Genomic DNA, 14,128 nt, shown 5'->3' with positions numbered 1-14,128 from the left:
CCGCCCGTTCCCAGCAGGAAGCTTGCCCGGCCGATGGCCCAGCCATTCTACATCACCACCGCGATTTCCTATCCCAACGGGCGCCCGCATATCGGCCATGCCTATGAAGCGATTGCCGCCGATGTCATCGCCCGCTTCCAGCGGCAGATGGGGCGCGAGGTTCGCTTCCAGACCGGCACCGACGAGCACGGGCTGAAAATGGCCCGCAAGGCGGAGGAGCAGGGTATCACTCCGCGCGAGCTGGCCGACGAAATGTCCGGCTATTTCCGCGAGATGTGCGACGGACTTAATGTGCGCTACGACCGCTTCATCCGCACGGTGGACGAAGATCACCACCGCGCCAGCCAGGCGATCTGGCAGGCGATGGAAGCCAAGGGCGACCTCTATCTCGATCGCTACGAAGGCTGGTACTCCGTTCGCGACGAGGCCTACTACGACGAAAAGGAACTGAGCGAAGGGGAGGGGGGCGAAAAGCTCTCCCCGCAAGGCACGCCGGTCGAATGGACGGTCGAGGAAAGCTGGTTCTTCCGCTTGTCCAAATACCAGGACAAGTTGCTCAAATTGCTGCAGAAACCCGGCTTTCTCGAACCGGAAAGCCGGCGCAACGAGATGGTCGCATTCGTGTCCGGCGGGTTGAAGGACCTGTCGGTCAGCCGCACCAGCTTCGACTGGGGCGTGCGCGTGCCGGGCAGCGACGAGCACGTGATGTATGTGTGGGTCGATGCTCTGACCAACTACATCACTGGCCTCGGCTATCCCGACAAGACCGATTTGTGGGAGACTTTCTGGCCGGCCGACCTGCACCTGATCGGCAAGGACATCGTTCGCTTCCACACGATCTATTGGCCGGCCTTCCTGATGAGCGCGGACATCCCGCTGCCCAAGAAGGTTTTCGGCCACGGTTTCCTGCTCAATCGCGGGCAAAAGGAATCGAAGTCGCTCGGCAACGTTACCGACCCGATGGCGCTGGCCGAGCAGTTCGGCGTCGACACGCTGCGCTATTTCCTGCTGCGCGAAGTGCATTTCGGGCAGGACGGCAGCTATTCGCCCGAGGCCATCGTCACGCGCGCCAACGCGGAACTGGCCAACAGTTTCGGCAACCTGGTGCAGCGCACGCTCTCCATGATCGTAAAGAACATGGACGGCGTGCTGGAGCAGTTCGATCGTGCCCCCGAAGACGGGAAACTGCTCGACGACATTAATCGAGCCTGCGCCAAGACCCTGCCGGAAGAGTTTGAAAAGCTGAACTTCTCGGTCGGCATCGAGGCGTGGATGCAGGCGGTCTATGCCTGCAACCAGTATGTCGACGAGCAGGCCCCGTGGGCGCTCAAGAAAACCGATCCGGAGCGGATGAAGGCCGTGCTGCAGACGCTCTTCATCGCCATCCGCGACCTGGCGATCGCCATCCAACCGGTCGTGCCGGAAAAGGCCGCGTCGATCCTCGACCAGCTCGGCATCGGCGCGGACGCGCGATCCTTTGCCGACCTGGCGGATGCGGCATGGTTCGATCGCCTGGTCGAAAGCGGCTTTACCGTGGCGAAACCCACGCCCGCGTTCCCGCGGCTTGAACTGCCGGCGCAGGAGGATGCGTGATGCTGGTCGATAGCCATTGCCACCTCGAATACGAAGGGCTGGTCGAGAACCAGCAGGATGTGCTGGACCGCGCGCGCGCAGCAGGGGTGGGCGCCTTTCTCAACATCTCCACGCGCCTCAGCGAATGGGACCGCGTCGTCGGCACGGCCCGCCGCGAGAAGGACGTATGGGCCAGCGTCGGCATCCACCCGCACGAGGCCGACGCGCATGAAGACCTCGGCGCGGAGAAACTGCGCGCCGCGACCGACGATGCGCGTGTGATCGCCATCGGCGAGACCGGGCTCGATTATTATTACGACAAGTCGGACAGGCAGGTGCAGCAGGACCTGTTCCGCATGCACATCGGCGTGGCGCGCGATGTGCAACTGCCCGTCATCATCCATACGCGCGATGCCGAGGAAGACACGACGCGGATCCTTCGCGAGGAGATGGAGAAGGGCGCGTTTCCCGCGCTGATCCACTGCTTCACGGCATCGTCGGATTTTGCCGATATCGTGCTCGAGCTTGGCCTTTATATCTCCGTCTCCGGCATCGTGACGTTCAAGAACGCCAGGGAACTGCAGGAGGTCGCCGCGCGCGTGCCGGCCGACCGGCTGCTGGTGGAAACCGACAGCCCGTTCCTTGCGCCGGTGCCGCACCGGGGAAAGACCTGCGAGCCTGCCTTCGTCCGCAACACCGCGGAATTCGTCGCCGATCTGCGCGGCATCGCGCCCGACGAGCTGGCAGCGACGACCACCGCGAATTTCTATCGCCTGTTCGCCAAGGCGACTGCGTGAAGGTCACGATCCTCGGTTGCGGGACTTCGACCGGCGTCCCCCGGCTCGGCAACGACTGGGGTAGCTGCGATCCGGCCAATCCGAAAAATCGCCGTAGCCGGGTATCCATTGCGCTCGAGAGCAAGGCGGGCTCGCGGATCCTCGTCGATACATCGACCGACCTGCGCCAGCAGATGCTCGACAACGGTATCGACCGGCTCGACGCGGTATTCTGGACCCACGACCATGCGGACCATTGCCACGGCATCGACGACCTGCGGCCGCTCCGCTTCGGGCGCGGCGGGCCGATTGCCGGCTATGCATCTTCGCTGACCGCAGAGAGACTTACGCGGCGTTTCGACTACGTGTTCGAAGGCCAGCACGGCTACCCGACCATCGTCAACCTCCAGACGCTGGACCGGCTGCGCATGGCCGCCGGTTTCGGCGTGGAATGGTGCCAGATGGCGCACGGGCCAACGGAGAGCACCGGCTTCCGTTTCGATTGTGATGGGAAAACGGTAGTTTACGCCGTGGATTTCAGCGCCATTTCGAAGCAGATGGTCGAAACTTTCAAGGGCGCTGACCTGCTGGTTTGCGATTGCCTGCGCCGGGAAAAGCATCCGACGCACGCCAACCTTGCCATGGCGCTCGATCTCGCGAAGCGGACGGGCGCGCGACAGACGGTGTTGACGCATCTCGACAGTTCGATGGACTACGATGCCGTCTCGCGGGAAACGCCCGCAAACGTGCACGTCGGATACGACGGGATGGAGATCGCGCTGTGAACGATATCGATACGCTGCAGATCGTATTGCTGCTCGGGTGGCTGATCCTGGCCGGCAGCGCGCTGGCATCCTATCGCCTGAGCTGGAAGAAGTCGGCGGTCCTTGCGCTGACATGGGCCGCGATCTTCACCGGCGTCACGCTGCTGATCAATTTGCTGATCTGAAGGAGCGCCGGGGCCATGCCTCGCCCCTTCGACGACTTGCCACTACTTTACATAATATATATTATCATCGCAATACCGGCGGGCGGAGCCATGTCGCAAAACATCTCCCCTCCAGTCATAGGCGCGTCACATAAGCTCGCCACTCCGCTCATGAGAGAATTCACGAGCGGATCGCATGCACACGATCAATATCCTCACGACGCGCGCGGAACTGGCGCAGGCGGAAAGCTACACCGATGACGAACGCGTCATTCGCTTCGGCAGGATCGATCCGTCCAATCCGATCCATCCGATCGACGGAACGTGCTGGATTTTCATCGAATGGCTGTTGCCGCAATTCTCCGGCCTGGAATTCTGCCAGGCGCTGCGCGCAGATTCCCGCTGGGCCGACAGCCATATCTCGATCATCCTCGAGGAAGCCACCGCGGACGACCGCAAGCGCTGCATGCGCGCCGGGGCCGACGGCTATGTGACAGAGCCCGTGACCCGCCAGAGCCTGCTCGACCGCGTGCTGACCGTAACGAGCTCCGCCGCACCGGCCGCCCTGCAATCGCATATCATCGCCGGGCACTTCGCGCTTTATCCTGCGGCGATGCAGGCGCGCTGGAAGAAGCAGCTCGTCAGGCTCAGCCCCAGCGAGTTCCGCCTGCTGCATTTCTTCATTGAGAACCCCAACCGGCTCCATTCGCGGCAGGACCTCATCGCGGGCCTCGGCCGCACGGGCGAGCCGGTGGACGAGCGCACGGTCGATGCGTGGATCAGCCGCCTGCGCCGTTCGCTGAAGGATGTCGGTGCGGCCGGCCTGCTGCGAACGGTCCGCTCGCGCGGCTACCTGCTGGAAATCGAGTAAGGGCCTCCCCTCTCCCGCCGCGCCTGAAACGCCGGCGGGATCTGGAAAGGCCCTCTTCCCCTTTAGAAATTCGCAGAGATCGACAGCGAGAAGCTGGTCCCGCGGTCGTAGCTGTTGATCTCGATGCGGTTCGTGTCGGTTGCCTGGTATTCGAACTTGCCGCGCCCGAAAATGTTGCGCGCCTCCGCTTTCAACTCCGTCTCGACGCCGAACAGGGTCAGCCCCTGGCGGCCGACGATGTCGACGCGCAGGCCCGGGTCTTCGAGGATGTCGGGCAGCCCGCTGGTCCCGCGGCTGGTCACCCGCTTGCTGGCATAGGCCAGAAGGAGGGTCAGCTGCTGCAGCTTGTCCCAGTCCTCGAAACCGAACTGAACGTTCACGAGATGGTCTGACTGCCCGGTCAGCGGCACGCCGTCGAAGAAGAAATTGCTCGCCGGCTGCGCGCCGCGCGGGAAGATTTGCGTCACGTCGCCCTCGGCAACGGCGATCGCGGAATCGGTGTAGGTGTAGTTCGCCACCAGCACCGCGTCCTTGGTTTCGAAGAAACCGCCGCCCAGCGTATCGAGGCTGCGCTTCAGCTGCAGCTCCAGCTCGGCGCCGTAGAGTTCGGCCTGCGGGGCGTTGGCGAAGCTGGTGATCTGCTCGTTGTCTGAAAAGCTGGAATAGGCCTCGATCGGATTGTCGATATCCTTGTAGAAGCCTGCCAGCGACACGCGATTGTCGCGGTCGAAGTAGTATTCGGCGCGCGCCTCGGCGTTGACCAGCTGGCTGTCGACCAGCAGCGGGTTGCCGTTGAACTGTCGGTTCGTGTCGGGATCGTAATAAGTCTGGAAGATCAGCTCGCGGAACTGCGGGCGGGCGATCGTCTTCGATCCGCTCAGGCGGAACTGCAGCTGGTCGGTCGCTTCCCAAGTGATGGTCGCGGCCGGCAGGAAATAGTCGTTTTCCAGCAACGTGGAACTGGCAGAATTGGTCGGCGTGGCGAACACTTCCACCGGGTCGACCGTCTGGATCGCATCCTCATACCGCACGCCGACGTCGATGGTCACGCCGAACACGGGGAAAATCTGCGCCTTGGCATAGGCGGCCTTGATTTCGAGCCCTGCGGCAAAGGCCGGGTCGGCCTGCGTCGTCTCGATCAGGCCGAAGTCGAAATATTCGACCACCGCATCGCCCAGCAGAAGGTCGGGCCGCAAGGCGCCGACGCTGTCCGGGAAGTCGGTATTGGCATCGATCAGGAATTCGCGCCGCGTGGAGAAGCGGTCGGTGTCGGTATATGCGCCGCCCACCGTCACCGCGAGCCAGTCCGCAACCGGGTAGCTGATGTCGAGACCACCGTAATAAAGGTCTTCCTCGAGGTCCGAAAACACGACCGAGGCACTGCCGCGCTGGCGGTCCAGCACGTTGATGAACCGGTCACCGTTGGGATCGTTGGCGATGTTTGTGCGGACGTATTCAAAGGAATACTCGTACGGCGCCTCGCGCTGGGTCCGGGCATATCCGGCGCGCAGGTCAACCGACAGGTCGTCGAACTCCAGCTCGCCCACGAATTGCGTGTCGAGCAGCTCGCGCTCGAACCAGCCGTTTTCCTGACGGATCTTGGAGAAGCCCGACTGGAAATCCTCGCCCTGCGACAGCGACGACTGCTTCAGCGTGTCGCGGATATAGAGGTTGGTCCAGCGGAACCGGTGCTCGCCCAGCTCCAGCCCGAAACCGAGCAGGCCGTTCACAAGGATGCGGTTGTCGGTGATAAAGTCGACGAATTCGCTGTCGAGGTCGAGGTCGGCGTTGATCGCACTCTGCTTCATGGCAACGCGGTTCTGCAGGCCGTTCTTGATAGAAGCCGTGGCGACCACGCCAAGGCGCGCATCCCCGCTGATGTCGAAAGCCGTGCCGCCGGTGATGCCGCCGGAGAAATTGGGCCGCTGCTCGCCGATGCGCTGCAGCAGCGTCAGGTTGGGGTTGCCCAGCTGCTTCAGGATTGCGGTCTGGTCCACGCCCGTATCGGAAATGCGCGCGCCGCTGTCGAGGAAGGCCTGCAAGGCGGGCGGCGTGTCGCGGGTGCCGTCATCGAAGCCGGTCCAGTCGGTGTCGGACCCGTAATAGGCGAGCCCGTTGGAAAAGGTGGTCTCCGTATCGCCGCTGATGCCGGCGGACAGGGTCAGGAAGCTCTCGTCGGGAATGGCACGGGTGGTGAGGTTGATCACGCCGCCGCCGAATTCACCCGGGAAGTTGGCCGAGTAGGTCTTCTGGACCAGACTGGAAGCGACGATGTTGGTCGGGAAGATATCGAGCGGGACCACGCGGCTGAGCGGCTGCGGACTCGGCAGCGGCAGGCCGTTGAGCAAGGCGAGCGAATAGCGATCGCCAAGGCCGCGCACGAATACGTTGCCGTTGCCCTGCACCGACAGGCCGGTCACGCGGCCCAGCGCGCCGGCGATGTCCCCTTCCCCGGTACGGGCGATGTCTTCGGAAGACAGCACGTTGACCACCTGGGTCGAGCTGCGCTCCACGTTCTGGATCGCATCGCCGGTGACCACGATGATGCCGCCGCCGGGGATCGAGATATCCTCGTCCTGCAGCGTTTCGTCTTGCGTCGCGACCGGATCCTGCGCCACGTCCTGACCGACCCCGGGCGTTTCCGCGGTGTCGGTGGGCGGCAGGGCCGGCGCGGCGCCTGCACCCTGGGCGACGGCAAGCGCCGGCACGGTCATGGCGGTCCCGACCAGCAACAGGGCGGACAGGCGGCGCGCGAAAACGCTGGGACGTGTCATTTCAATCATGCTCCCGGATGGGGCGCGCTGGCCCCGTAACAATCGAGGGGAGGGAAGCGACGATCAGCGCTCCCCTCCCCTTCGCATCTCGTCGGCTCAGTAGACCGGAAGGGTGCTGCAGCTGCCGGTGTTGGTGCCGAAGTCGGCGGCGGCCGAGTTACAGGTCCAGCCGGCGTACCAGGCGTTGCCGCTGCTGTTCACTGCCCCGATGTAGCCGAGGTTCGTGAAGAACGAGCCGAAGACCGTCGGATCGAAGGCGGCGACGCCGTTCTCGTTGGCGCCGTTGATGAAGGTCATCAGCGTGCTGGTGAAGCTGGCTTCGGTGTTCGAGCCGTTGTTGAACAGCGTGGTCGCATCGGCTTCGCTCACGCCGTTGCTGCCCGAACGGAACGGGTCGGCACAGGTCAGCACGACCGATTCGAACCGCACCGGGCCTACATCGTCGAGTGCAGCGTTGGCGGCGCGGATGGTTTCACTGTCATCGATCCGCACGCAGGTGGAATTCGGCGCGAAGACCACGGTGTTGGTCAGCGCATAGTCCGTCCCGCCGCGGAAGCGCAGGGCCTGGCCGGCGGCTGCGTTGCGGTGGATAAAGGTCGCGTTGCTGATCCGCGTGTTCTGGCGCGGCGTGCTGTCGATCAGGGCGTTGGTCGAATCCGCCTCGATGATGGCGTCGCCCGCCCCTTCGCGCTGGATTGCGAGCACGTTCTGCAGGTTCGCCTTCACACCGGTGTCGGTATCGAGCGAATCGTCTTCCGCGCCGACCACGATCAGGTTCTTCACGTTCACCGAACCGCCGAAGAATTCGACGCCGTCGTCGGAGCTGTTGAAGCTCATGATGTTGTCGAGCTGGGTGCCGGTGCCGGTGCCGCCGGTGGTGAGCGACTGCAGTTCGTTGTCGCCCGAAAGGACGAAGCCGGAATAGCGGATCTGGACGTAGCTCATGCGGCCCGAACTGTCGTTCCGCGTCGCGCCGCCGAACAGGGCTGGCTGGGCGGCGCCTTCGACCTGGCGTTCGCAGCCGGTCGTGCCCGGGGTTGCGCCCGGCGCGATGCAATCCGTCACCGGAGCGCGGCCCGCAAGGACGATCCCGCCCCACTGGCCCGACGAGGTGTCGCTGTTGAAGCCGACCACGTTGTCGCGGCTGGTAAAGATGATCGGACGTGCGGCGGTGCCGACTGCCTGGATCTCGTTGCCGCGGTTGACCATCAGGAAGGACGATCCGCTGGCGTAGATGATGGCGCCCGGCTCGATCGTCAGGGTCACGTTGGTATCGTCCGCACCGTCGCTGCCGTCGGGGGTCGGGCCGCCGTCGGAGCCGACATCGACGCGGCCGTCCATCTCGTAGATCACGCCGGCGAAGTACGGCAGCGTGGTCGATGCGGTGAAGCGCGCCGGCAGGGTGCAGCGGCGATACGAACCGGTCGGGCCCGAAATCGTGCCGTTGTCGACCAGAGCCGGGCCGTTGATCGTCGGGCAGCTGCCGGCTGCGGTGACGGTCGGCGTCCCGGTCGGCGCCGGTGTGGGTGCGGGCGTTGCCGGCGGGTTGTTGATGGTGATGTTGCCGCCGGTGCCGGGCGACGCGAGGTCGTCGGGACCGCAAGCGGACAATACGAGCGCGGAACAGCCGAGGATCAGCGAGCTGGTAAACTTGGTCACGGGAAGAACCCCCCTTGGGAAAAGCCGAGAATCGGACGCAGCGTCTCCTGCGTTGGCCGCTCAACTAGGCCCCTCGCGTGACAGTTTCTTTGCAAAACCCCTTATTTTACGGTGACTTGATTGCGACAACGGTGTGACGATTGTGACAACCAAAGCAATAAATTACAGTTTTATGACACTGTTACGTTTTTGTTGCAGTTCGCGGTCAGGACGCACATTTCTGCTATCGTGACGAAATGTCTTGGGAGAGACACGATGAAGAAAATGGTATTCGCAATGGCCCTGATCGCCCCGCTGCCCGCTGCCGCGCAGGAGGCAGCCCAGGTCGAGGTGACTGCCGAAGCGGCCAATCCCGCCCAGGCGATCGCCACGGCAATGGAGCTTGCCGATGCGGGCGAAATCGATGCCGCCCGGGCGATCCTGCAAGAAGTCGTTACCGACGAAACGCGCTGGCGCGTCGAATTGGCGAGCGGCGAATGGTTGGATTCGCGCCACCTCGCCCGCCGCGCCCTGCTTGCGCTCGACCGGCGGGATGACGGCACGCGGATGGCGGCGCGCTAGCGCAACGGCCCGCTATGTCGCGGGGCAGTATTTCTCCACGAACTGCTCGTGCGGCGGCATGGCGTTGACGAGGTAGCGGATCGATTGCTCGATGCCGTCGATCTCCGTCTTCAGCACATCGCGGCCGAGTGAATAGGCCATGGCGTTGGTTCCGCCGGGCTCGATCCCCTGCCCCATCATCACCGCCACCCAGCTGGTCGCGGTGAACAGCTCGTCCTCCTCGCGGAAAATCTGCCCGTTCGCCCTGAACAGGGCGATCTTCTCTTCCAGCGTGTCGGGGATGTCCATTGTCCGGCAATAGTTCCAGAAGTCGCTGTCGGTCCGACTGGTCGCCTTGTAGTGCAGGATCAGGAAGTCGCGGATCCGCACATATTCCTTCGCGGTCAGACGATTGAAGGCATCCTCCTGCGCCTGGTCCACCCCGTCCAGCGACAGCAGCGCCATCAGCTTGTTGATGCCGGTGTTGATGAGGTGGATGGAGGTCGATTCCAGCGGCTCCATGAAGCCTGCCGACAGGCCCAGCGCCACCACGTTGCGGTTCCAGAACTTCTTGCGGCGCCCGGTGACGAAGCGCAGGTGGTTGGGATCGGCGGCCGGCTCGCCTTCGATATTGGCGAGGAGGATGTCGAGCGCCTCGTCCGCCTCCATGTATTTCGAACAATAGACATGGCCGTTGCCATTGCGGTGCTGCAGCGGGACCTGCCATTGCCAGCCCGCCGAATGCGCGGTCGCCTTCGTATAGGGCAGCGGCGGGCCGGGGCGGTTGGACGGCAGTGCCACGGCGCGGTCGCACGGGAGCCAGTGGGTCCAGTCTTCATAGCCCGTTTCCAGCGCCTGCTCGATCAACAGCCCGCGAAAGCCGGAGCAATCGACGAACAGGTCGCCTTCGATCGAGGTGCCGTCTTCCAGCTTCACCGAACAGACGAACCCGCTTTCCCCGTCCAGCGCGACATCGGCAACCTTGCCTTCCTTGCGCACGACGCCCCGTGTTTCCGCAAAGTCGCGCAAGAACTTTGCATAGCGCCCGGCATCGAGGTGGTAGGCGTAATTGATGCTCGGCAAGTCGCCGCGCTGGGGCAGCATTTCGGACTTGGCGAAGCGGTTGAAATAGGCCGCCATCGTCTCCGGGCTGAAGACCTGGATCGGCCGCTTGTCGCCGTGCTCGCGCATCATCTGCCAGATCTGGTGGAAGGCGACCCCGTCCACTTCGTAGCCGTATTGCCCGAAGGGGTGGAGGTAGCTCTGCCCGACCTGGCCCCAGTTGGAAAACTGGATGCCCAGTTTGAACGTGCCGCCGACCGCGGCCATCACCTCGGCCTCGTCCACGCCCAGCAGCGAGTTGAAATCCACGAAGGGCGGGATCGTCGCCTCGCCCACGCCGACGGTCCCGATCGCTTCGGATTCGACGAGGGTGATGTCGAGCGGGCGATCGGGGCGCGCGCCCTCCCCTTCCTTGATCTTCGACAAGGCTGCCGCCGCCATCCACCCGGCGGTGCCGCCGCCGACGATCACGATTTTCGAAATGGGCATAAACGCTCCGCAGCTGTCGGTTTCACACGCCCTAGCAGGCGCTCCTTACGGATGGAAATGCGGCAATTGTGACCTTTCTGCAATAGATGGCGCGGTAAAAATGTGAATGTTCACATCGGCCCATTGTGAATGTTCACAATTGCCGTTACGCCAAGCGCGGATCATTGGACAGAATTGCCGATTCCGGCATCTCACGAGGGAGAGATTCGTGAAAACCACCACCGTTACCCCGCGGCAGCGCCACCTGAAGCGCACTGCCTTCTGCACCGTGTCCGGCCTCGCGCTGGGCTTCGCCATGGCCGGGCCCGCCTACGCGCAGGACGCGTCGCCGGCAGAGCAGGAAGATGCCACGATCGACGACGAAAACGTCATCGTCGTCGAAGGCATCCGCGCAGCGCTCGAAAACGCACAGTCGATCAAGCGCGACGCCGACACGTTCGTGGACGTGGTGACGGCGGACGATATCGGCGCCCTGCCCGACCGTTCGGTGGCCGAAGCACTGCAGCGCGTGCCCGGTGTCAACATCAGCCGCTTCGAACAGCGCGACGACCCCGACCGCTTCTCGGTCGAAGGTTCGGGCGTAATCATCCGCGGCCTGCCCTTCGTTCGCTCCGAACTCAACGGCCGCGACATCTTCTCCGCAAACGGCGGCCGCACGCTCGGCTTCAACGACATTTCGCCCGAACTTCTCGGCCGCGTCGAGGTCTACAAGAACACCACCGCCGACATGATCGACGGCGGCATTTCGGGCACCGTGAACCTCGTCACGCGCAAGCCGCTCGACAATCCTGGTTTCAATTTCGCCGGCACGTTCGAAATCAACAAGGGCGACCTTGCTGACGAGTGGGCCCCGGGCTTCTCGCTTCTCGGCTCCAACACCTTCGACACCGGCATCGGCACCTTTGCCGTGCAGCTCGGCTACGCGCAGCAGCGCCTTGTTACCCGCACCGATGCCTCGCAGATCACCGACCCCTGCTACCGCGCGGCGGACCTGCAGTCCGGCTGTATCCGTGCGCGTCCGGTCGGCTCCGGCGGTTTCGCCGGCGATGCCGCGACGCCCGACACCTTCCCGCCCGAAGGCACCGTCATCGTTCCCAAGGGCGCCGGCGTGCGCACCACCGAACTGACCCGCGACCGCCAGGCATACTCGGCCGTCGCGCAGTATGAATCGCTGGACGGCGGCGTTGTCGTCACTGCGGAATACCTGCGCGCCGCAACCCAGTCCTCGCTCAGCGAATTCGCGGTCCTGGCGCTGGTGAACAACGATGCGTTCTTCCCGGTACCGACCGCGGCGAACGACATCGTGTTCAACGGCAACGTGTTCCAATCGGGCACGCTGACGCAGATCTCCGATCAGGGCGTTCCCGGCATCTCGACCGAAACCCTGCGCTTCGAGCGCGAGGACGAGGCGATGACGGAGGACTTCTCCCTCGATTTCGATATCGCGATCACCGATCGCCTGCGCGCGAATTTCGAAGGCCAGTACATCAACTCCAACCGCAGCGAAGCCGGCATCATCCTCGCGATGCAGACTTACGCCGACCTGTTCATCGACAACAGCGGTGAAACCCCGGCCGTCCAGTTCCTGCAGGTGGGGACGAACGAGTCCCCGGCGGCGTATTTCACCGATCCCGCCAACACCTACTTCTGGTTCCACCTCGACAACCAGGTGGCCAACGAAGGCGACCTCTACTCGCTGCGCGGCGATTTCGAATACGACATCTCCGACACCGGCTTCCTGCGCTCGGCCCGCTTCGGTGCCCGTTGGGCGGAACGCAGCCGCGTGACGCGCACGGCGAACTTCTCGAACTGGTCGAACCTGGGTGCAACCTGGGCAGCCCGCCAGGGCGACTGGGGCGCTCCGCGCACCGGGACTTTCCCCACGGGTGGCGGCGCCTATGCCTACGACTTCCCGGATAGTGCCGATGTCCGCAATGTCTTCGGCGACAACTTCCAGCGCGGCAACGTGCCCGTGCCTGTCGGCGACGGTGCGGCCATCTTCTATGGTGGTGACGATCTGGTCGGCGAGTATCTCTCCGGCGAGCTGGCGCAGGACTTGAACGCCATCAAGGCCTTCACCCTGACCCCGGAAGGTCGCCCGCTGATCGACGGCCGGATTTATCTCGACCCGGTGACCGGCGAAGAAATCCCGTGTTCGCCATTCTGTCCTTCGGAAATCACGCCCATTGAGGAAACGACCAGCGCGGCCTACCTGCGGCTCGATTTCGGTCGCGATTTCTCCAGCGGCGCGACGCTTTCGGGCAACATCGGCGTGCGTTACGCCCGCACCAATGTCCGCTCGGAAGGCCAGATCGGTTACATCACTCCTGGCTACGTCGATGATCCCGAATATGAAGTAGAGGGAGATCCGACCTCACCGAACCGCGGTGGTGACGGCGATGGGGTTGCGGAATTGTCCGACCTGCAGAACCGATGCGCCAACCCGATCGAGCAAACTCCACTCGGCTATTGCGATCTCTCGACAGAGCGGCAGATCGAATTCGTTGAAGGCCTGAACGGCGATATCTTCAACGACTTCGCAGACGAAACCTACGACCATTGGCTCCCCAGCTTCAACGTAAAGCTGGACCTTGGCAATGGCCTGCTGTTCCGCGGTGCGGTCTCGAAGGCGATCTTCCGCCCCGATCTCGCGGCTTTCCGCACCGGCGGCGCGCTGTTCGACAACACGCTCAACATCGTGAACCAGGATATCGGCGACACCGGCCTGCTGTTCGGCCTCAACACGGGTAACCGCAACCTGCGCCCGACCGAAGCATGGAACTACGACCTGTCGGCGGAATGGTACTTCGATGCCGTCGGCTCGCTCACCGCGACGCTGTTCATGAAGGATGTGAGCAATCTGGAAAATCCGGGCGCGACGCGTATCGTGCTCGATAACCCCGATGGCCTCGACCTGCCGGTGCTGGTCAACGGCCCGATCAACGTGAACGACGGGACGCTCAAGGGTTTCGAGCTGGCTTACCAGCAGACCTACGACTTCCTGCCGGGCCCGCTCGGCGGTCTGGGTTCGCAGCTGACCTACACCTACGTCGATGGCGGCGAGTTCACCAACAACACGCTGGGCGCCGAACAGAGTCCGTTCTCGCTCGGCCTGCCGCTTGCCGGTATCTCGAAGCACACGGTCAACGCCGTCGTCTTCTATGAACGCGGCCCGATTGCAGCACGTCTCGCCTACAACTGGCGGTCGGAATTCCTGCAGACTCCGCGTGACGTGATCTTCCCGTTCTCGCCGATTTACGGGGAAAGCACCGGTCAGCTGGACGGTTCGCTGTTCATCGACGTTCTGGAAAACCTGAAGGTCGGCATCCAGGGCGTGAACCTGCTCGACGAAGTCACCCGCACCAGCCAGGTGTTCGACTTCGACGGCACGCGGGTCACCCGCTCGGCGTTCCGCAACGACCGCCGTTACAGCATCGCGCTGCGCTTCGACTTCTAA

At 63.6% G+C, this 14,128-nt stretch carries 10 protein-coding genes; 7 read left to right on the top strand and 3 right to left on the bottom strand.

Annotated features, from left to right (window positions below; all coding sequences use genetic code 11):
• Positions 1 to 33: 33 nt before the first annotated feature.
• The 5 genes from metG to VCJ71_RS02385 all read left to right on the top strand — a co-directional run bounded on the left by metG (position 34) and on the right by VCJ71_RS02385 (position 4,147).
• Complete coding sequence (metG, locus tag VCJ71_RS02405) at positions 34 to 1,593, top strand: methionine--tRNA ligase (protein WP_324638805.1); 1,560 nt, start codon at positions 34 to 36, stop codon at positions 1,591 to 1,593.
• A complete protein-coding gene (locus VCJ71_RS02400) occupies positions 1,593 to 2,369 on the top strand; it encodes a TatD family hydrolase (RefSeq protein ID WP_324638803.1) in 777 nt (258 codons plus the stop codon). The genes metG and VCJ71_RS02400 overlap by 1 nt, the downstream gene beginning before the upstream one ends.
• The gene (locus VCJ71_RS02395; protein ID WP_324638801.1) at positions 2,366 to 3,133 is read left to right on the top strand and encodes an MBL fold metallo-hydrolase; all 768 of its coding nucleotides are present in this window, start codon (positions 2,366 to 2,368) and stop codon (positions 3,131 to 3,133) included. The genes VCJ71_RS02400 and VCJ71_RS02395 overlap by 4 nt, the downstream gene beginning before the upstream one ends.
• Positions 3,130 to 3,297, top strand: coding sequence for a hypothetical protein (locus tag VCJ71_RS02390; RefSeq protein ID WP_290135066.1), 168 nt, complete (start codon positions 3,130 to 3,132; stop codon positions 3,295 to 3,297). The genes VCJ71_RS02395 and VCJ71_RS02390 overlap by 4 nt, the downstream gene beginning before the upstream one ends.
• A 175-nt stretch (positions 3,298 to 3,472) precedes the next feature.
• Positions 3,473 to 4,147 (top strand): response regulator transcription factor, encoded by a 675-nt coding sequence (locus VCJ71_RS02385; RefSeq protein ID WP_324638799.1) that lies wholly within the window; start codon positions 3,473 to 3,475, stop codon positions 4,145 to 4,147.
• Between the two features lie 62 nt (positions 4,148 to 4,209).
• On the opposite strand, the gene VCJ71_RS02380 is transcribed toward VCJ71_RS02385, so the two are convergent.
• Positions 4,210 to 6,921, bottom strand: coding sequence for a TonB-dependent receptor domain-containing protein (locus tag VCJ71_RS02380; protein ID WP_324638798.1), 2,712 nt, complete (start codon positions 6,919 to 6,921; stop codon positions 4,210 to 4,212).
• A gap of 96 nt (positions 6,922 to 7,017) precedes the next feature.
• Complete coding sequence (locus tag VCJ71_RS02375) at positions 7,018 to 8,580, bottom strand: hypothetical protein (RefSeq protein WP_324638795.1); 1,563 nt, start codon at positions 8,578 to 8,580, stop codon at positions 7,018 to 7,020.
• Positions 8,581 to 8,835: 255 nt separating this feature from the next.
• Between VCJ71_RS02375 and VCJ71_RS02370 the strand changes: the two genes are divergently transcribed.
• Positions 8,836 to 9,141 carry a hypothetical protein gene (locus VCJ71_RS02370; RefSeq protein WP_324638792.1) on the top strand — a complete coding sequence of 102 codons (306 nt, stop codon included), beginning with the start codon at positions 8,836 to 8,838 and terminating at the stop codon, positions 9,139 to 9,141.
• A 12-nt stretch (positions 9,142 to 9,153) separates the two neighbouring features.
• Here the strand turns inward: VCJ71_RS02370 and VCJ71_RS02365 are convergent, their stop codons facing one another.
• The gene (locus VCJ71_RS02365; protein ID WP_324638791.1) at positions 9,154 to 10,671 is read right to left on the bottom strand and encodes a tryptophan halogenase family protein; all 1,518 of its coding nucleotides are present in this window, start codon (positions 10,669 to 10,671) and stop codon (positions 9,154 to 9,156) included.
• 208 nt (positions 10,672 to 10,879) lie between these two features.
• Here VCJ71_RS02365 and VCJ71_RS02360 point away from each other — a divergent pair, with 208 nt between their 5' ends.
• Positions 10,880 to 14,128 (top strand): TonB-dependent receptor, encoded by a 3,249-nt coding sequence (locus tag VCJ71_RS02360; RefSeq protein ID WP_324638789.1) that lies wholly within the window; start codon positions 10,880 to 10,882, stop codon positions 14,126 to 14,128.

Origin of the sequence: Pseudoblastomonas aquimaris (genome assembly GCF_035481675.1) — a bacterium.
GTDB lineage: Bacteria > Pseudomonadota > Alphaproteobacteria > Sphingomonadales > Sphingomonadaceae > Alteriqipengyuania_B.
The sequence above is the reverse complement of the archived record's forward strand: the minus strand, read 5'-3'. Positions and strand labels throughout refer to the sequence as shown.